This window comes from Micrococcus terreus (assembly GCF_900116905.1).
Classification (GTDB): Bacteria; Actinomycetota; Actinomycetes; order Actinomycetales; family Micrococcaceae; genus Citricoccus; species Citricoccus terreus.
In genome coordinates, this window is record NZ_FPCG01000003.1 from 145560 (window position 1) to 163349 (window position 17790).

The following is a 17790-nucleotide window of genomic DNA, read 5'->3' on the forward strand; positions in this document are numbered from 1 at the left end:
GGTGAACAACCGTCTGCTGATCATCGCTGGTCTGTCCCTGCTCGCCGTGGCCACGCTGCTGGCCGCGAACCTCGGTTCTGCGGGCTGGTACATCCTGGCCGCCGTGGTGGTGGCGCTGCTGATCCTGGGGATCTGGGACATGACCCAGAAGCGCCACGCGATCCTGCGCAACTTCCCGGTGCTCGGGCACATGCGCTACCTGCTGGAGTCCATCCGGCCGGAGATCCAGCAGTACTTCATCGAGCGCAACTTCGACGGCAAGCCCTTCGACCGCGACTCCCGCTCCCTGGTCTACTCCCGCTCCAAGGGGCAGGACGACCACAAGGCCTTCGGCACCGAACGGGACACCGGCGAGATCGGCTACGAGTTCCTGCTGCACTCCACCGCCCCCGTGAACCCGCCGGAGCAGATCCCCACCGTGCGGATCGGCGGTCCGGACTGCACCCAGCCGGCCGAGATCTCGCTGATGAACATCTCCTCGATGTCCTTCGGCTCGCTGTCCAAGAATGCCGTGCTCGCCATGAACAAGGGCGCCGGCATGGGCGGATTCATCCATGAGACCGGCGAGGGCGGACTGACCAAGTACCACCAGGGCAACGGCGCGGACCTGTTCTGGGAGATCGGCTCGGGCTACTTCGGCTGCCGCACCCCGGAGGGGAAGTTCAACCCGGCGCGGTTCGCCGAGAAAGCCACCCTGCCGGAGGTCAAGGGCATCACCATCAAGATCTCCCAGGGCGCCAAGCCCGGACTGGGCGGTGTGCTGCCCGGCGCCAAGGTCACCCCGCAGATCGCCGAGGCCCGTGAAGTCCCGGTCGGCGAGGACTGCGTCTCCCCAGCCTCGCACTCCGCTTTCCGCACGCCCCGGGAGATGGTCCGGTTCATCGGCCAGCTGCGCGAGCTCTCCGGCGGCAAGCCCGTGGGCATCAAGTTCTGCGTGGGCTCCCGCACGGACGTGCTGGCCATGTGCAAGGCCATGTGGGAGGAGCGGATCGCCCCGGACTTCATCATCGTGGACGGCTCCGAGGGCGGCACCGGCGCGGCCCCGCTGGAGTACTCCGACCACGTGGGCACCCCTCTGACCGAGGGCCTGATGCTGGTGCACAACGCCCTGGTCGGCGCCGGTCTGCGCCACATGATCAAGATCGGTGCTGCCGGCAAGGTGGTCTCCGGCTCGGACATCGTCAAGCGGCTGATCCAGGGCGCGGACTTCACCATGTCCGCCCGCGCCATGATGATGGCCACCGGCTGCATCCAGGCACAGAAGTGCCACACCAACCACTGCCCGGTGGGTGTGGCCACGCAGGATGAGCGTCTGATGAAGGCCCTGGACGTGGACGACAAGTCCCACCGCGTGCACAACTACCACAAGCTCACCGTGCGCGAGGCGGTCCAGATCATGGCGTCCATGGGCGTCACCGAGCCCTCGCAGCTGAACACCCGCATGCTGCGCCGCCGCGTGGACCACCTGAACACCCGCTCCTACGCCTCGATCTACCACTGGCTGCGCGAGGACGAGCTGCTCAACGAGCCCCCGCGCGGCTGGGCCGCCGACTGGGACGAGGCCGACGCCGACCACTTCGGCGAGCACGCACCCATCGGCTACCTGGACCGCAACCCCCAGTGGCGCGACGAGTTGGTCCCGGAGACCGAGCAGACCCGCACCCGCCGAGCGGTCTCCACCGAGACCTCTGCGCTACCGCTGCATGAGCTGCGCGCCGCTCTGGCCCAGGGCGGTCAGAACGGACACCACGACGACGACTCTCTGGCAGGTGCCTCGGCTCACCGCGGCCAGGGGGCCGGGGGAGCAGGGGTCGCTGAGCAGGGCGGCGACGCGGTGGAGGGTGGCGGACGCGGCTCGTCCGGAACCGGCGGCCAGCAGCGCACCGGTGGCGTCAAGCCCGTCCGGGATGCGGATCCGGCCACCCACGGCACGGACCAGGACCCGGTCTCGTGCCGCACGGACACCGGATCCACCCCGATCGTGGACGACTCCACCCGCCCCGAGGGCCGCCGCGGCTGATGGCTGATCCGCACAGCGGCGGGCTCTCTGCCCCAGAGCTGGAGTACCTGACCCACCTGGAGATCCTGGTGGGCACCCCGGTGGAGGTCGGGCAGACCCACGCGGGACTGCGCCGGATGATCCCCATCCTCGGCGGCAGCGCCACGGGACCGGAGCTGACCGGCACCATCCTGCCCGGCGGCGCGGACTTCCAGGTGCTGCGCTCCGAGACGGTGACGGACCTGGACGCCCGGTACGTGATCGAGTCGGACACCGGCGAACGGGTGTTCGTGACCAACCTGGCCTATCGCACAGGATCCGCCGAGGACGTGGCCGCGCTGGTCCGGGGCGAGCAGGTGCCCGCTGAGCGCATCTACTTCCGCTGCGCGCCCCGGTTCGAGGTGTCCGGCGCGGAGCTGTCCTGGCTGGAGTCCACCGTGGTGATCGGATCCGGCCGCCGGGAGCCGGACCGTGTGGTGATCGACCTCTGGTCGGTGCGCTGAACGGACGGCTACGCTGGCGCCCATGAGCACCTCTGCCGGAACCTCACCCAGCACCCAGACCTCCGTCCCCCAGGTCCCCGAGATCCCCGCCGAGGTGCGCGAGCGGATGCTCGAGGTGTACCAGCACCTGCACTCCCACCCGGAACTGTCCATGCAGGAGCACCGCACGGCCGAGTTCATCGAGACCCAGCTGGACCGGCTCGGGATCGAGCACGTCCGCTGCGGCGGCACCGGCGTGGTCGGGATCCTGCGCAACGGGGACGGACCTGTGGTCGGCTTCCGTGCGGACTCGGACGCCCTCCCCATCGAGGAGGAGTCGGAGGTGCCCTACCGCAGCACGGCCCGCGGCACCCTCCCGGACGGCACCGAGGTCCCGGTCATGCACGGCTGCGGTCATGACACCCACGTGACGGCCCTGCTCACCGCCGCCGAGGTCCTGGCCGCAGACACCGCCCGGTGGTCCGGCACCGTGGTGCTGATCTTCCAACCGGGCGAGGAGACCGGGGCCGGAGCCGCGGCCATGGTGGAGGACGGACTCTGGGACAAGGCCCCGCACCCGGAGATCGTCTACGGCCAGCATGTGATGCCCGGCCTGGCCGGCACCGTCAGCCTGGTCTCCGGGCCGGTCATGGCCTATGCCGACTCCTGGAAGGTGACCCTGTTCGGCGAGCAGTCCCACGGGTCCCAGCCGCAGGACTCGATCGACCCCATCGTCCAGGGCGCGCACATCATCACCCGCCTGCAGGGGATCGTCTCCCGTGAGGTCGCCCCGTTGCGTTCGGCCGTGGTCACCGTGGGCACCTTCCACGCCGGCCTGAAGGAGAACATCATCCCGGACCGGGCGGAGTTCACCCTGAACGTGCGCACCATGGACGACGACGTCCGTGAGCAGGTCCTGGCGGCCATCCGCCGCATCATCCTGGCCGAGGCACAGGCCTCCGGTGCCCCGGAACCGCAGATCGAGGAGCTCTACACCTTTCCCAAGAACCTCAACGACCCGGAGGCCACCCAGGCGCTCACCGAGGCCCTGCACAGCACCCTGGGCGAGGAGAACGTGCTGGAGACCGAGCCGAAGATGGGCTCGGAGGACTTCGGCCATCTGCCCACCGCGCTCGGCGTCCCGTCCGTGTTCTGGTTCTACGGCGGGTTCGATCAGCAGACCGTGGACTCGGGCACCATGCCGGTGAACCACTCGCCCCGCTTCGTCCCGGTCCCCGAGCCCACCCTGTGGACCGCCGCGCGGGCCGCTCTGACCGCCATCCTGTCCCGGGTGGGTCACCGGCCCTGATTCGTCCGCCGGCGGCGTTACTCTGAACCCGTGACCAGCCCCGCCGAGCCAGACCAGCCGCACGAGCAGCACTCCCAGCGCACCCGCACCTCGGGGGCGCTGCTGTTCGTGCTGCTGTGCGCCATGGGCGTGGGACCGCTGTTCAACTACGGCATCTCGGTCTCCTCCGCGCTGGTGATCGAGCAGATGGGCATCACCGCCGGCCAGCTCGGCCTGGTGGTCACCGTGGTGTTCGCCTCCGCCGCGGTCTCCAGCATGTGGCTGGGCCGCCTGGCCGACCGGATGACCCCGCGCGCCCAGCTGATCCTGATCTTCCTGGGCACGGCGCTCGCGCTCGTGGTCGGCGCGTTCGCCCCCACGTACTGGGTGCTGATCATCGCCGCGATCCTGGCCGGACCGGCCCAGTCGATCTCCAACCCCACCACCAACCGCATCATCATCGAGCAGGTCCCGCCGGCGAAGCGGTCCGGGGTGATCGGCGTGAAGCAGTCCGGCGTGCAGGCGTCCCAGCTGTTCTCCGGCCTGTTCTTCCCCGCGGTGGCCCTCTGGCTGGGCTGGACCGGCGCGGCGCTCGGAGCGGCGGCCGTCGCCCTGATCCTGCTGGCCGTGGGACTGCGCGTGGTGCCGGATTCACCTCAGGTGACCGGCCGTCGTCGGGAAGCAGGCGGCAGGGCCGCCCCTTCACAGCAGGGCCCGACGACGGCTCCGTCACCTGACGCTCCCACCTCACCGACGCGTCTGCCCACCACGGTGTGGATCTTCGCGGCGATCGGGATGCTCTCCGGGTTCGGCATGCAGGCCACCAACGTGTACCTGCCGCTGTTCGCGGTGGAGGAGCTGGGGTTCTCCCTGGTGCTGGGCGGGGTGGCCGCGGCGGCCTCGGGCGTGATCGGGGTGATCTCCCGGATCTGGTGGGGACGGCGGATGGCGGCAGGCTGGCGGGCCTCCACCCTGCTGCTGATGATCACCGCCGGGGCCATCCTGGGTGTGGCCGCCTTCCTGGGTGCGGCGGCCTGGCACGCCCCCGCACTGATCTGGGTGGGGGCGGCGCTGCACGGCATCACCGTGCTGGGCGCGAACGTGGTGATCAACGCCGGGCTGATGCTGGTGGTCCCCGCGCATCGGATCGGGACGGCCTCCGGGGTGAACTCGATGGGCATGTACACCGGGTTCGCGCTGGGGCCGCTGGTGATGGGCGCGCTGCGGGACGGCACGGGGGACTTCACCCTGGGCTGGATCACGGTGGCGGGGGTGTACGTGGCGTGCGTGCTGACCGCCCTGGTGCTGCGCGGCTACGGCCAGCGGCATCCGGCCGCCCGCGGCCGGCAGGGCTGAACGCCCGTCCGCAGGTCTACCCTGGAGGCATGACCCCCGCACCCGAGTCCGCTCCCCGCACCGCGGCTGCCGCTGATGCCGCCGCCCCTCCCGCCGGGCCGGGCGGCCCGGTCTGGGCGCGGGCGCTGCTGCTGGTGATCCCGGCCGTCTGGCTGGGACTGCTGATCGGGATCTCGCTGATCGAGGCGCCGCTGAAGTTCACTGCGCCGGGCATCACCATCCCGCTGGGACTGGGCATCGGCCGCCGGGTGTTCTTCGCCATGAACATCGTCGAAGTGGTGCTGGTCCTGGTCCTGCTGATCGCCCTGGTGCGCAGCCTCGGCCGTCCTCCGTGGGCCCGGCTGACCGCACCCGGGACGAACCGGCTCTGGCTGCTCGGACTCATCTCCGGGGGGCTGCTGCTGATCAAGTTCGCCGCCATCCGCCCGTTCCTGAACCAGCGCACCGACGCCGTGCTGGCCGGTGAGTTCGCCGGCGGCTCGAACCTGCACTACGCGTACATCGCGGTGGACGGGCTGTTGATCATCGCCCTGGTGCTGATGCTCGCTCTGACCTCCCGCGCGCTGCTGGCGCCCCCGTCCTCGGCGGCACTGCACCGGTGACCGGGTCCGGCTCCAGCGGCTCCACCGCCAGCAGCAGGCCCGCCCGTGGAGACCTGACCTGGCTGTGGGTGATGGTGGTGGCCGCCATCCTGACCCAGACCTCCCTGAACCTGCTGCGCCCGGTCACCAGCTACCGGCTGATCGAGATCGGGGCGGACGAGGCCGCGATCGGCCTGGCCACCGCCGCCTACGCCATCCTGCCGCTGTTCACCGCCATGTGGCTGGGTCGGTCCACCGCACGGCTGCCCTCCCTGCGCGGCATCATCGCTCTGGGCGCGGCCGTCATGGCGATCAGCGGCGTCGGATTGGCGCTGGGCCAGTCCGTGCTGGTGATCATGGTCGCCTCCGCCGTGCTGGGCATGGGCCACCTGGTCTTCACCATCGCCGGCCAGGCCGCCATCGGCCGGCGCGCCCCCGCCCACCTGATGGACGCCGCCTTCGGCTGGTTCACGGCGGCGTTCTCCGTGGGCCAGATGGCTGGACCGCTGCTCTCCGGGCTCATCCTGGGCAACACCACGCTGGCCGAGTCCGCCACCGACGCCGGATTCGACGACCGCATCACCGCCTCACTCTGGCTCGGCGCCGGCATCTCCCTGCTCGCGGTCCCCGTCATGCTCGCCCTGCGCCCGGACGGCGGCTCCGCCCGCCGGAGGTCCACCACGGACCCCGACGACGGCCTGGCACCTCAGGCGACCCGAGGCACCTCAGGTGAGGGGACGGCGTCGGGAACCGCGTCTGCCGCCGGTGCTGAAGGCAGGCCCACGATGCTCGCCATCCTGAAGGTGCCGGGGATCCCGTCCCACATGTTCGCCGCCCTGGCGCTGCTGGCCATGCTGGACATCCTCACCGCGTTCATGCCGCTGGTGGGCGAGCGGGCCGGAGTGGCCCCGTTCTGGGTGGGCGTGCTGCTGGCTGTGCGCGGCGGGTTCTCGGTGCTCTCGCGCGTGTTCCTGCCGTGGATCTCGCGCCGGTGGACCAGGAACTCGCTGATCCTGGTCTCGTTGCTGGTCTCCGCCGTGGGGATCGGGCTGGTGCCGGTGGCGCTGACCGTGTGGCAGTCGATGCTGCTCGCGGTGCTGTTCATGGCGGCGGGCGGATTCGTGCTGGGACTGGGACAGCCGCTGACCATGACCCAGATCTCCCAGGCCGTCCCGTACACCTGGCGCGGACCAGCGCTGGCACTGCGCCTGGTGGGCAACCGGGTGGGGCAGGTGGCACTGCCGGCCCTCGCCGGTCTGGTGGCCGCACCCCTGGGGCCAGCGGCCGGGGTGTGGTTCGCCTGTGCCGTGCTGGCCGCCTCCGGGGTGGAACGGGTGACCAGCGGCAGGACCGGTCCGGACCGCAGCTAGGTGAGGTGAGCTGGGGGACGGCCCCGGGGCTCAGCGCTCGTCCTCGTCCTCATCCTCGAGGTCGCGCGGGGTCCAGTCATCGTCCGGATTGTCCGGGTCGCGGAACGCCTCGGAGCCGTCGTCCTCGAAGGCCAGATCGTCCTCGTCCTCCTCGGGCTCATCGTCTTCGGAGTACTCGCCGCGCTCCTGATAGTCCGGGACGCGGTTGTAGTCCTCGTCCCCGTCCAGCAGGTAGGTGTCTCGGCGCAGCGGATCGATGGCGTCCAACGAGTCAGGATCGTCCGAGGAGCCTTCGGCGGGGGAGCCGTCACGGCCGTCCTCCGGCGATTCCAGATCGTCCTCGACCTCGTCCACGAACTGCTGGTCGAGCTCATCCTCGTAACGGGACATCACGCACCTCCAGTGGGTCAGTCGGCCCGGGTGGCGGCGCTGGTGCCGAACCCCGGCCGTGTGCGCCCAGTCTAGACCTCGCGGCGGCTGCGCCATAGGCCGATCAGACCCACGGCCAGGGCGGCGAGGAGCAGCAGCGGGACCACCCAGACCCGGGACGAGCTCTGGGAGTCTGAGACCAGGTCACGGGTGTCTGAAGCGTCCGGTCCAGCCTGGTCCTGAGGGGTCTCCACGATCACCGTCTCCGGTGCCAGCGTGGGCTCCTGGACCGTGGGTGCCGCCGGGGCGGTGGTGCTGTCCGGTGGGCTGCCTGGAGCCAGCGGGGCGGTGCCACCGTCTGCAGAGCCGGCCCCCGGACCTGAGCCCAAGGCGATCGGCAGCAGGGGGCCGTCCTGGCGGTTCGACTCGGCAGGGGAGTCGGGGCTGGGCTGCGCGGGCGACGGGGCTGGGGCCGAGGTGGGCGCGGGGCCGGGGGTGCCGGGTGAGGTGGTCGGCGCAGGGGCGGTGGCCGTGGGAGCCGAGGTGGGGGTGGGCGCAGACGTGGTGGTGGGCGCCGGTGCCGGGGAGGACGGCGTGCCGGTGGACGGCGGTGCGGACGTGGGCGCCGGAGTGGTGCTCGGAGCAGGGGCGGGAGTGGTGGGCTCCGGCGTGGGAGAGACGGTCGGCTCCGGTTCCGGCTCCGGTGTGGGGGTGGGGGCCGCCTCGACCTTGACCGTGATCTCGCAGCTGCTCGTGGTGCCCTCTGTGTCAGTGGCCGTGACCGGGATGTAATCCTCTCCGGCGTAGTCGGTGGGGGCGGTGTAGGTGACGGTCAGCCCGGACACGCTCACCTGTCCGCCGGCGGTGGAGCGTCCGGCGGTGATGGTCACTGAGGCGTCGCTGACCTCCACTCGCGCGGATTCGGTGCGGCCGCTGATCACCAGCAGACCCGGGCAGCTCACCAGGGGCGGGGCCGTGGTGGGGGTGATGCTCTCGGACGGTGAGGGGGAGGGCTCAGGCAGGGTGTCGGCCGCGGCCGGGAGGGCGCCGGTGACCAGGGCGGAGCAGAGCAGGGCGGCACCGGTCAGGGCGGAGGCGGTGCGGCGAGGAGAGGTCCTGGGGGATGACTGCGCTCGAATCGGGTTCGCTCGGCTGGGGCTGGGTGACACGGTCGAGTCGACGCGTGGCATGATCTCCCCCTGATCAGCCGAAGTCCCTCTGCAGGGTTGGCCCCGTGCTGCCCGCTCCGTCCAGCGGAACGGGCAGCACCGGCGTAAGAGTTATCGTACTGTGATCTGGCGTCTCGGCAAGGTCTCATGTGAGCGAATGTGACCAGGACCTCAGGTCAGACGCCCCTCCGGCACGGCCACCTTGGTCGGATCGTCGGTGACGATGTGGCCCACGGCGGCATCCACGGCCGCCATGGTCGAGTCGTCCAGGTACAGGCCGGAGGCCTTGACGTTCTCCACCAGCTGCTCCGGACGCGAGGCGCCCACCAGCGCGCCGGCCACATTGGGGTTCTTCAGCACCCAGGCGATGGCCAGCTGACCCATGGTGCAGCCCACGTTGTCCGCCACGGGCTTGAGCTTCTGCACGGCGGTGAGGACCTCGTCGCGCATCCAGCCGGCGATCATCTTCTTCCCGCCGCCCTTCTCGTCGGTGGCGCGGGATCCGGCCGGCGGCTCCTGGCCGGGCAGGTACTTGCCGGTCAGCACGCCTTCGGCCATGGGCGACCACACGATCTGGGAGACGCCCAGGTCCTCACAGGTCGGCACCACCTCGGGCTCGATCACCCGCCAGAGCATGGAGTACTGGGGCTGGTTCGAGATCAGCTGGATGCCCAGCTGCCGGGCCATCCCATGGGCCTCCCGGATCTTGTCCGCCGGCCATTCGGAGACGCCGATGTACAGGGCCTTGCCGGCACGCACCACATCGGCGAAGGCCTGCATGGTCTCCTCCAGCGGGGTCTCCACGTCATAGCGGTGGGCCTGGTAGAGGTCCACGTAGTCCATCTGCAGGCGCTGCAGCGAGCCGTTGATCGACTCCATGATGTGCTTGCGGGACAGCCCCGTGTCATTGGGGCCCTTGGGGCCGGTGGGGAAGTAGACCTTGGTGAACACCTCCAGGGACTCGCGGCGCTGACCCTTCAAGGCCTCGCCCAGCACCACTTCGGCCTGGGTGTTGGCGTAGGTGTCCGCCGTGTCGAAGGTGGTGATGCCCTGCTCCAGGGCGGTGGTCACGCACTGGTGGGCGATCTCGTTCTCCACCTGGGAGGCGTGGGTGAGCCAGTTGCCGTAGATGATCTCTGAGATCTTCAGTCCGCTGTTGCCGAGATACCTGAATTCCATGGATCCACCCTAATGTGCTCTGGCGCACAGGGATACTACGACGACGGCCGCTCACCCGGGTGGGTGAGCGGCCGTGGTGTGCCGGTGCCGGCTCAGAGTGAGCCGGGCGGTCGAGTCAGATCAGAGAGGGCGGACCGAGGCGGCCTGCAGGCCCTTGGGGCCCTGCTGCGACTCGAACTCGACCTTCTGATCCTCCTGCAGCTCCTTGAAGCCGGAGCCCTCGATGGCGGAGAAGTGCACGAAGATGTCAGCGGAGTTGTCGTCCGGAGAGATGAAGCCGTAGCCCTTCTCAGCGTTGAACCACTTGACGGTACCGGTAGCCATGATGGCCCCTTTCATTCGGTGTCGCCCACCGGTGTTCCGGCGGGATGAAGCGATGTGTTGCACCGCTTGCACGACTCCGACAGGCCCGGGGGGCCGGCTGGTGGACCGCTTCAAGACGGACAGCTACTACAACTTCGAGATCGATGGTACTGGCTTCCTCAGTGATTGGACACCGTCCGAAAAGAGCAGACACGGAGTTCGCCCAGAGTTCACCCGTCTGCTCTCACAGGGGTGGTTCGGAGTCCCGTCCGCGCAGCCGATCCATCTGCCGACGGTCGCGTTTGGTGGGACGCCCCGCCCCGCGCTCCCGCACCGGGACGGCCATCATCTCCCGGGGGGCAGGCGGTGGTGAGTGGTCGATGTAGTGCCGGACCGCCTCCGGTGCTCCCACCCGTTTGGAGAGCAGTCCGGTCACCTCCAGGATCCGTTCCCGGCCGGGTTGGCGCAGGCGGATGGTGTCTCCCACCGTCACAGACTGTGCGGCCTTGACCGGGGCGCCGTTGACTCGGACGTGGCCGGCACGGACCGCGGCGGTGGCGGCAGAGCGTGTCTTGTACATGCGCACGCCCCACAGCCAGGCGTCCAGGCGGACGGGGCCGGACGGGGTTCTGGAAGCAGGAGGTGGAGGAGTCATCTCCGACATCGTAGTCAGCGGCCAGGCACAGGTGTCTCGGTGCCCTGGCGGCAGACAGAGAGAGACCCCGGGCCGGCTGCGTGAGGGGAACGCATTCTCGCCGGGCCCGGGGCCTCTATGTCATCACTCGCACCTTGATGAGGTAGTCACCACTGTAGGAGTCGGGTGTGGGAGTGGGCCTGGAGCCAGCTGGGAGGTCGCTGGGAAAGATGCAGGACGTCCTACTGATTCGTCACTGGTTGCCTTCGGCCGTGCGCAGGTTGCGGAAGGCCGAGCGGTGGAACACCAGCGGCTCGTGCTCGCCGGACTGGTCCGAGACGCCGTGGACCTGCAGCAGCACCATCTGGTGGTCCCCGGCCGGCAGCTCGGCGTAGACGGAGGTCTCCAGCCAGAGGGCGGCCCCCTCCAGCAGCACGGCGCCGTCCTCGGTGACCTGCAGGCCGAGTCCGGCGAACCGGTCTCCGTCCTTGCTGGCCATCTGGCGGCAGACCTGGTCATGCCCCTCGGCCAGCACGGAGACGCCGATCCGTTCGGCGCGGCGCAGCCGAGGCCAGGTGCGTGAGGAGTTCTGGACGGCGAAGGAGACCAGCGGCGGGTCGAGGGAGACGCCCACGGTGAAGGAGGAGGCCACGAGCCCCTCCTTGACGCCGTCGGCATAGCCGGCCAGGGCGGCAACGCCGGAGGGGAAGTGGGAGAACGCGTTGCGCAGGGAGAGCGCGGAGAGGTCGGTGCAGAGGACGGTGTCCGTCTCCAGTGCGGTGGACTCGTGAGTGGCCAAGGCGGTCATAATCAGGCCTTCCTGAACGTGCGCGGCTGTGCCAGGGAGATCCTGCTCAGCTGAGCGGTCCCGTCCGGGCTGTCCGGCGGCCCGGACGGGACCGTTGGACTCAGTGACGCTGTACTTGTCACCCGGGGTGGTCCGAGCGACCGAATCATCACCTGGAGCACCCCACTACTGCGTGAGAGGGTTGCCGTCCCGCCAGCCAGGGCTGCATCGGCGGGGACTCGTGATTCTGGGTATGACGCTAGGACAGCGGCCCGGGGCAGGTCAAAGCCCCGTCCACATGCCGGAACGCGGTGCCGGAAACGGGGGCCGCCTTCACGCCACAGAACGTCACACTCAGCTGAACCGCAGCCGCACGGCCGCGCCGTGGGCGGGCAGGCCCTCGGAGTGGGCCAGGGCGGAGATGTTGTCCGCGAGCTCCTTCAGTCCGGTCTCCGCATAGCGGATCTGCTGCTGCAGGCGCAGGAACGTCACCGTGTTCAGTCCGGAGGAGAACCGTGCTGAGCCGCCGGTGGGCAGCACGTGGTTGGACCCGGAGGAGTAGTCGCCCAGCGGGACGGGGGAGTGCCCGCCCACGAACACCGCGCCGGCGTTGGAGATCCGGTCCGCCACCTCAGCGGCGTTCTCGGTGTGCACCTCCAGGTGCTCGGCGGCGTAGGCGTCCGCCACGGTGATCGCGGTGTCCAGGTCCGAGACCACCAGGATCCCGGACTGCTCCCCACCCAGGGCCTGGCGGATCCGCTCCTCCTGGGCCGCGCCGGGCACCTGCTGCTCGATCTGCCGGACCACGTCCGCCGCCAGCTCCGGGGAGGTGGTGATCAGCACGGAGGCGGCCAGGGGGTCGTGCTCAGCCTGGCTGATCAGGTCCGCGGCCACCCAGGCGGCGTCCGCGGTGGCATCAGCCAGCACGGCGATCTCCGTGGGCCCGGCCTCGGCGTCGATCCCGATGGTCCCCAGCAGCGCCCTCTTGGCCGCGGCCACATACACATTGCCCGGCCCTGTCACCAGGTCCACCGGGGCGCAGACCTGCGTGCCGTCGTCGTCCCTCACGCCGTACGCGAACATGGCCACCGCCTGGGCGCCGCCGGCCGCGTACACCTCGTCCACACCCAGCAGGGCACAGGCGGCCAGGATGACCGGGTGCGGCAGCCCGCCGTGCTCGGCCTGCGGGGGAGAGGCCACCGCCAGCGAGGCCACACCAGCGGCCTGGGCCGGCACCACATTCATCACCACCGAGGAGGGGTACACGGCGCGGCCTCCGGGGACATAGAGGCCCACGCGGTTCACCGGCACCCAGCGGTTCACCACGACGGCCCCCTCGCCCAGCTCGACCGTGGAGTCCTCCGGCATCTGGGCGCTGTGCACGCGGCGGGCACGGCTGATGGACTCCTCCAGGGCCGCACGGACCGTGGGGTCCAGCTGCTCCAGCGCACGCTCCAGCGCCTCAGCCGGCACCCGCAGGGAGGGAGGGCGGACACCGTCGAAACGCTCGCCCAGGTCCAGCACCGCCTGGACGCCGCCGTCACGGACCTGGTCCAGGATCGGGCGGACGGTCTCCACCGCGGAGCTCACATCCAGTTCGGCCCGGGGCAGCACGGAGAGGGGATCGACGTCCTGGCCGCGCAGATCGGTGAGGGAGAGCATGGGGTCCTTCCGGAGACGGTGCTGAGACGGGTGAGAGTGACTCAGTCTCCATTCTCCACCTGTCCAGGGAGCGGTGAGTGAACGGTGTCAGACTGGGGTCATGCCCCTGCTGACCCCACCTGTTCAGTCCCTCCTGGCCCCGGTGGCCCTCGCCGAACCCGGGCCCGATCCCACCGGTCCCGTGGAGGAGGCCGTCCCTGACCCGGTGCAGGAGTCCGCTGAGGGCACCGTGGAGGCGATGGGCCCCGTGCTGGGGATCCTGGTCAACATGCTGATCGGGGTGGCCGCGGCCATCGCCCTGGTGGCCGTGGTGGCCCTGGTGCTCAACGTGGTGCTGCGCCGCCGGCCCGAACTGCGCCAGCAGATCCGGCGGGTGCGGATCCCCGTGATGACGGCCCTGGCACTGCTGGCCGCCCGGGTGGCCCTGGGACTGACGGCCGAGGGTGAGCCCTGGTTCGACGCTGTGCGGTTCCTGCTGTTGGCCGGGGTGGTGGCTGCCCTGGGGTGGCTGGCCCTGCGCGTGGTGCGGATCGTGGAGGAACGGCTGCTGGTCAAGTACCAGGCGGCCGGAGTGGACGACCGCCGGGACCGCAAGATCCGCACCCAGACCATGCTGCTGCGCCGGATCCTCAACGCGGTGATCATCGTGATCGCGGTGGCCGCCATCCTGCTGGCCATCCCCTCCGTGCGGGCGGTCGGCGCCGGCCTGCTGGCCTCAGCCGGTGTGCTCTCCGTGGTGGCCGGCCTGGCCGTGCAGTCCACCCTGACCAACGTCTTCGCCGGCGTGCAGCTGGCCTTCACCGACGCCATCCGCGTGGGCGATGTGGTGGACATGGAGGACACCTTCGGCACGATCGAGGAGATCACCCTGTCCTCGGTGGTGGTCAAGATCTGGGACGGCCGCCGGATGATCTACCCCTCCAGCCACTTCACCACCACCCCGTTCGAGAACTGGACGCGCACCGGCTCAGCGCTGTCCGGGACCGTGCTGATGGACGTGGACTGGAATGTGCCCCTGGACGCCATGCGGGAACGGCTGCGGGCCCTGGTGGAGTCCACGGAGCTCTGGGACGGGCGCGAGTGCTCCATGCAGATCACCGACGCCGTGGGCGGCATGGTCCAGATCCGCGCGGTGGTCTCGGCCCGCAACTCCGGTGACCTCTGGGACCTGCGCTGCCTGGTCCGCGAGGACTTCGTGACCTTCTTGCGCGCTGACCACCCGGAGGGCATCTACGCCCAGCGGATGCTCGAGGCCGTCCCCGGGCTGGCCCGCGGGCAGGCCCACGGCCAGGGCGGGCAGGGCAGGACGGGAGCTGCACCCGGTGAGGATTCGCAGCAGCCGCAGCCGAGCGTGCCCGGTGAGGGGACGTCGTCGGGACAGGCCGGAGCCGGAACCCGTGCCGACCGGACCGGGGACACCGTGCCCGGGCCGATCTCGCAGACCTCCCCGTTGGCGCAGGTGAGCGAGGACTCCTCGATGTTCACCGGATCCATCACCGCCGTGGAGCGCAACCGGGAGTTCGCCGGGCCGGGCGAGGCGGCCTACCAGGAGCGCAAGGAGCGGCAGGAGCGGCAGGACCGCAAGGACACCGGGCAGCTGCCGGTGCAGGCCAGGCCGGAGCATCAGCCGGAGTCCGAGGGCCGAGCCGGCTGACGCGCTGACTCGCGGAGGTGCCGGGCCGACCGCGGCGGGGTCAGTCCCTGCGGGCGCCTTTCAGCGGCTCCTTGACGCAGAGCACCGGCTGGTCGATCTCCTTGAGGACGTCGTCGGTGACCGAGCCCATCAGGAACTTGCCGAAGGAGCCGCGGCGGCGGATGCCGACCACCACCAGGGACGGGTCCAGTTCGGCGGCCACGTCCCGGATCTCCTCCACCGTGGAACGGCCGCGGGCGAACTGACGGAACTCCGTGCGCAGTCCGGAGGCGTCCAGCACCTGCTGCAGGCGCTCGGCCTCGGTCTCGTCCACCGCGGCGTCGTGCTTGTGGTCTCCGCCGGGCGTGGCATTGACCACCACCAGGTCCTCGTGGGAGAGGTGGGCCAGACGGATGGCCTCGTCCAGGGCGGCCCGGCTCTCCTCGAATGGGGCGTAGGCGACGAGGATGGTCATGAGCGGGACTTCTCTCCGGTGCGATCGGCAGGGCGGGCGGGGGCGGACTGCTGCGCGCTCACCGTGGACACGGTGGACGCCTGAGGGTCTTTGGATTCCTTCGAGTCCTTCATCTCTTTGGCCTCGTGCCGGGAGAACCACTCGAGCACGGCGTCCGGGCTGAACCGGGCGGCGCGCATCAGGGAGCGGTAACGGCGCGAGGGGATGCAGACGCTCTGCCCCTGGGCGGCGGCGGTGAGTCCCTCGCGGACCACATCATCCACGTCCATCCACATCCACTTGGGGTGCGAGGCGGTCTTGATCCCGGCGCGCTGATGGAATTCGGTGCGCACCAGTCCCGGGCACAGCGCGGTCACCGTGACGCCGTCCGCGCGGTAGCGCACATTGGCCCACCGGCTGAAGCTCACCGCCCACGCCTTGGCCGCCCCGTAGGACCCGTCCGGGATCAGTCCGGCCACCGAGGCCACGTTCAGCACGCGTCCTCCCCCGCGGGACAGGAAGGCGTTGATGGCGGCGTGCGAGAGGGCCAGCGGCGCCTCGATCAGCAGCCGCATCATGGCCAGCTCGTCCTGCAGGTCCGAGGCGTGGAAGTCCGTGGCCAGGCCGGAGCCGGCATTGTTGATCAGCATGCTGACAGGCCGCTCGGCCTGCGTGAGGCGGTCGGCCGTCGACTGGATGCCCTCCTGCGTGGAGAGGTCCGCGGTGATGGCCTCCACGCTGACTCCGTACTGGGCCTCCAGCGCCTGCACCTTCCCGGCCAGCAGCTCCCGGTGGCGCGAGACGATCACCAGGTCATGGCCCTGTCCGGCCAGCTGCCGGGCGAACTCGGCGCCGATCCCGGAGGTGGCGCCCGTGATCATCACCGTCTGCCCGGTCCGCCGGGCACGCACGGGGGCCTGCTGGCGCGGAGCAGGAGTGGGGGACTGGGGAAGGTCGTTCTGGGGCACGCGGTGATCCTGACGCAGCAGCCTGACGGCGAATCGAATGATGCCCCTCCATGCTAGGTCGAGGCACGGACGCACTGAGGGTGGGAAAGGTCACGGTCTGGACACGGACCACGCAGGATCGGTGGCCAGCGCCGCCATGTACTCCACATCCACCCAGGAGTCGTCGAACCGCAGGGCGTCACGGCCGGTCCCCTCATGGCGGAAGCCCACCGACTCATACACATGCCGGGCCCGCGGGTTGAACGCGTACACCTCCAGGCTCACCCGGTGGAGTCCCACCGTGTGCAGGGCGTGTTCCACGGTCAGCCGGGTGGCCTCGGTGCCCATCCCGCGTCCGCGCCCCTCCGGTCCGATCAGGATCCGGAACCCGCAGGAGAGGTTCGGTCCGTCCAGCTCGTTCAGCACGGTCTCGCCCACCACCTGACCGGTGTCCGGGTCCTCCACGGCGAACACCATCCGGTCCGTGGCCTGGGCCCAGTCCGCGTAGATCTGACGCAGCCGCTCCGGGGCGTACGGCTCGTCTCGCTCCCCGCTGCGGTGCACCGACCCGGTCAGCTCGGCGACCTCCGGGTCCTGGAAGATCACCGCCAGCAGCGGGGCATCCTCGGCACGGATCGGCCGCAGCACCACGCGTTCGCCGCGCAGCGTGGGCTTGAGCGAGAAGTCCGGCAGGACCGGCTCCGAGGCCCCGACGACGTCACTCACCTCAGGCGCTCGGCGCGCCGGAGTGCCCGGTGGCAGGGGCCTCCCGCAGGTGGCGCAGATGGGCGGCCATGGTCTGGGTGGCCACGCGCTGCACCGTGCCGGACAGGCCTGGGTAGACCTCGGCGGCCAGTTCCTCGGCGGTGACCGCGTTCCGTTCGGCCTCCGGGCGGGACTGCAGCAGAGCACTGACCTGCTCCAGCCGCTCCTGGCGGTGCGCCCGGTAGTGGGCGGCCACCTGCGCCACCGAGTCCAGGGCCGGGCCATGGGCCGGCAGAACGAGAGCCTGGCCGAGCGCCTCGAGGCGGTCCAGGGAGTCCAGATAGTCGGCCAGGGTGCCGTCCGGATGGTCCAGCATGGTGGTGCCCTGCCCCAGGATGGTGTCTCCTGTCAGGACCGAGCCGGCCGGGCCGTCGTCGGGAAGGTGGAAGCACACCGAGTCCGAGGTGTGGCCGGGGGTGTGCAGGACCTGCACGCGCACGCCTGCCGCCTCGATCTGCTCGCCGGGGGAGAGCGGCTCGGCCTGGCGGCACCACTCAGGGCTGTGAGCCCGGACCGGGGCGCCGCTGCGCTCGTGGAACACGTCCACCGCGCCGGTGTGGTCACCGTGGTGGTGGGTGACCAGGATCAACTCCACCCGCCTGCCGGCCGCCGCCTCCTGCACCGCGTCCCAATGCCGCTCGGAGTCCTCCACCGGGCCTGGATCCACCACGGTCACGGTCCCGGACTCGAGTGCGGACAGCAGGTAGGTGTTGGTCCCGGCCAGGGTCATCCCGGAGGGGTTGTCCGCCAGGACACAGCGGGTCAGATCGGTGGGCTCTGGGGTGGAGGCGGCAGAGGTCATAGGCTCAGTG

At 70.5% G+C, this 17790-nt stretch carries 18 protein-coding genes and 1 riboswitch; of the genes, 7 read left to right on the forward strand and 11 right to left on the reverse strand.

Features of this window, described 5'->3' with window-relative positions:
* Position 1: 1 nt before the first annotated feature.
* From BM355_RS05075 to BM355_RS05100, 6 genes are all read left to right on the forward strand, one after another.
* The gene (locus BM355_RS05075) at positions 2–2020 is read left to right on the forward strand and encodes an FMN-binding glutamate synthase family protein (protein ID WP_091695704.1); all 2019 of its coding nucleotides are present in this window, start codon (positions 2–4) and stop codon (positions 2018–2020) included.
* Positions 2020–2502, forward strand: a complete 483-nt coding sequence (locus BM355_RS05080) for a DUF3237 domain-containing protein (protein WP_091695707.1) — start codon at positions 2020–2022, stop codon at positions 2500–2502. Before BM355_RS05075 ends, BM355_RS05080 begins: the two co-directional genes overlap by 1 nt.
* A 106-nt stretch (positions 2503–2608) precedes the next feature.
* The gene (locus BM355_RS05085; protein WP_245760629.1) at positions 2609–3790 is read left to right on the forward strand and encodes an amidohydrolase; all 1182 of its coding nucleotides are present in this window, start codon (positions 2609–2611) and stop codon (positions 3788–3790) included.
* Between the two features lie 30 nt (positions 3791–3820).
* The gene (locus BM355_RS05090) at positions 3821–5125 is read left to right on the forward strand and encodes an MFS transporter (RefSeq protein ID WP_245760609.1); all 1305 of its coding nucleotides are present in this window, start codon (positions 3821–3823) and stop codon (positions 5123–5125) included.
* A gap of 29 nt (positions 5126–5154) precedes the next feature.
* On the forward strand, positions 5155–5727 hold the full coding sequence (locus BM355_RS05095) for a hypothetical protein (protein WP_245760610.1): 573 nt from the start codon (positions 5155–5157) through the stop codon (positions 5725–5727).
* On the forward strand, positions 5724–7076 hold the full coding sequence (locus BM355_RS05100; protein WP_245760611.1) for an MFS transporter: 1353 nt from the start codon (positions 5724–5726) through the stop codon (positions 7074–7076). The genes BM355_RS05095 and BM355_RS05100 overlap by 4 nt, the downstream gene beginning before the upstream one ends.
* Before the next feature lie 30 nt (positions 7077–7106).
* Here the strand turns inward: BM355_RS05100 and BM355_RS05105 are convergent, their stop codons facing one another.
* The 7 genes from BM355_RS05105 to hisD all read right to left on the reverse strand — a co-directional run bounded on the left by BM355_RS05105 (position 7107) and on the right by hisD (position 13179).
* A complete protein-coding gene (locus BM355_RS05105) occupies positions 7107–7466 on the reverse strand; it encodes a hypothetical protein (RefSeq protein ID WP_091695711.1) in 360 nt (119 codons plus the stop codon).
* Positions 7467–7537: 71 nt separating this feature from the next.
* Positions 7538–8614 (reverse strand): Ig-like domain-containing protein, encoded by a 1077-nt coding sequence (locus BM355_RS14110; RefSeq protein ID WP_143109429.1) that lies wholly within the window; start codon positions 8612–8614, stop codon positions 7538–7540.
* A gap of 171 nt (positions 8615–8785) precedes the next feature.
* Positions 8786–9793: an aldo/keto reductase family protein gene (locus BM355_RS05125; protein ID WP_091695719.1), complete on the reverse strand. Its 1008-nt coding sequence runs from the start codon at positions 9791–9793 to the stop codon at positions 8786–8788.
* A 120-nt stretch (positions 9794–9913) separates the two neighbouring features.
* Positions 9914–10117 carry a cold-shock protein gene (locus BM355_RS05130; RefSeq protein WP_091695721.1) on the reverse strand — a complete coding sequence of 68 codons (204 nt, stop codon included), beginning with the start codon at positions 10115–10117 and terminating at the stop codon, positions 9914–9916.
* A gap of 223 nt (positions 10118–10340) precedes the next feature.
* Positions 10341–10751: an RNA-binding S4 domain-containing protein gene (locus BM355_RS05135; protein ID WP_091696050.1), complete on the reverse strand. Its 411-nt coding sequence runs from the start codon at positions 10749–10751 to the stop codon at positions 10341–10343.
* A 232-nt stretch (positions 10752–10983) separates the two neighbouring features.
* Positions 10984–11538 (reverse strand): flavin reductase family protein, encoded by a 555-nt coding sequence (locus tag BM355_RS05140; RefSeq protein WP_091695723.1) that lies wholly within the window; start codon positions 11536–11538, stop codon positions 10984–10986.
* Positions 11539–11644: 106 nt separating this feature from the next.
* Positions 11645–11764: riboswitch (SAM riboswitch) on the reverse strand.
* Positions 11765–11871: 107 nt separating this feature from the next.
* Positions 11872–13179 (reverse strand): histidinol dehydrogenase, encoded by a 1308-nt coding sequence (hisD, locus tag BM355_RS05145; RefSeq protein ID WP_091695726.1) that lies wholly within the window; start codon positions 13177–13179, stop codon positions 11872–11874.
* A 100-nt stretch (positions 13180–13279) separates the two neighbouring features.
* On the opposite strand from hisD, the gene BM355_RS05150 reads away from it, so the two are divergent.
* Complete coding sequence (locus BM355_RS05150) at positions 13280–14833, forward strand: mechanosensitive ion channel family protein (protein WP_091695729.1); 1554 nt, start codon at positions 13280–13282, stop codon at positions 14831–14833.
* A 40-nt stretch (positions 14834–14873) separates the two neighbouring features.
* On the opposite strand, the gene BM355_RS05155 is transcribed toward BM355_RS05150, so the two are convergent.
* The 4 genes from BM355_RS05155 to BM355_RS05170 all read right to left on the reverse strand — a co-directional run bounded on the left by BM355_RS05155 (position 14874) and on the right by BM355_RS05170 (position 17780).
* Positions 14874–15287 carry a universal stress protein gene (locus tag BM355_RS05155; protein WP_091695731.1) on the reverse strand — a complete coding sequence of 138 codons (414 nt, stop codon included), beginning with the start codon at positions 15285–15287 and terminating at the stop codon, positions 14874–14876.
* On the reverse strand, positions 15284–16234 hold the full coding sequence (locus BM355_RS05160) for an SDR family NAD(P)-dependent oxidoreductase (protein ID WP_245760612.1): 951 nt from the start codon (positions 16232–16234) through the stop codon (positions 15284–15286). The genes BM355_RS05155 and BM355_RS05160 overlap by 4 nt, the downstream gene beginning before the upstream one ends.
* Positions 16235–16324: 90 nt before the next feature.
* Positions 16325–16939, reverse strand: a complete 615-nt coding sequence (locus BM355_RS05165) for a GNAT family N-acetyltransferase (RefSeq protein WP_245760613.1) — start codon at positions 16937–16939, stop codon at positions 16325–16327.
* A gap of 1 nt (position 16940) precedes the next feature.
* Positions 16941–17780: an MBL fold metallo-hydrolase gene (locus BM355_RS05170; protein WP_091695733.1), complete on the reverse strand. Its 840-nt coding sequence runs from the start codon at positions 17778–17780 to the stop codon at positions 16941–16943.
* Positions 17781–17790: the final 10 nt, after the last annotated feature.

Excerpts from the sequence above, each read along its gene's own strand:
- BM355_RS05105 (WP_091695711.1), bottom strand. The coding sequence starts at position 7,466 with ATGTCCCGTTACGAGGATGAGCTCGACCAGCAGTTCGTGGACGAGGTC.
- hisD (WP_091695726.1), bottom strand. The coding sequence starts at position 13,179 with ATGCTCTCCCTCACCGATCTGCGCGGCCAGGACGTCGATCCCCTCTCC.
- BM355_RS05130 (WP_091695721.1), bottom strand. The coding sequence starts at position 10,117 with ATGGCTACCGGTACCGTCAAGTGGTTCAACGCTGAGAAGGGCTACGGC.
- BM355_RS05125 (WP_091695719.1), bottom strand. The coding sequence starts at position 9,793 with ATGGAATTCAGGTATCTCGGCAACAGCGGACTGAAGATCTCAGAGATC.
- BM355_RS05140 (WP_091695723.1), bottom strand. The coding sequence starts at position 11,538 with ATGACCGCCTTGGCCACTCACGAGTCCACCGCACTGGAGACGGACACC.
- BM355_RS05135 (WP_091696050.1), bottom strand. The coding sequence starts at position 10,751 with ATGACTCCTCCACCTCCTGCTTCCAGAACCCCGTCCGGCCCCGTCCGC.
- BM355_RS05085 (WP_245760629.1), top strand. The coding sequence starts at position 2,609 with ATGCTCGAGGTGTACCAGCACCTGCACTCCCACCCGGAACTGTCCATG.
- BM355_RS05150 (WP_091695729.1), top strand. The coding sequence starts at position 13,280 with ATGCCCCTGCTGACCCCACCTGTTCAGTCCCTCCTGGCCCCGGTGGCC.
- BM355_RS05095 (WP_245760610.1), top strand. The coding sequence starts at position 5,155 with ATGACCCCCGCACCCGAGTCCGCTCCCCGCACCGCGGCTGCCGCTGAT.
- BM355_RS05155 (WP_091695731.1), bottom strand. The coding sequence starts at position 15,287 with ATGACCATCCTCGTCGCCTACGCCCCATTCGAGGAGAGCCGGGCCGCC.
- BM355_RS05170 (WP_091695733.1), bottom strand. The coding sequence starts at position 17,780 with ATGACCTCTGCCGCCTCCACCCCAGAGCCCACCGATCTGACCCGCTGT.
- BM355_RS05080 (WP_091695707.1), top strand. The coding sequence starts at position 2,020 with ATGGCTGATCCGCACAGCGGCGGGCTCTCTGCCCCAGAGCTGGAGTAC.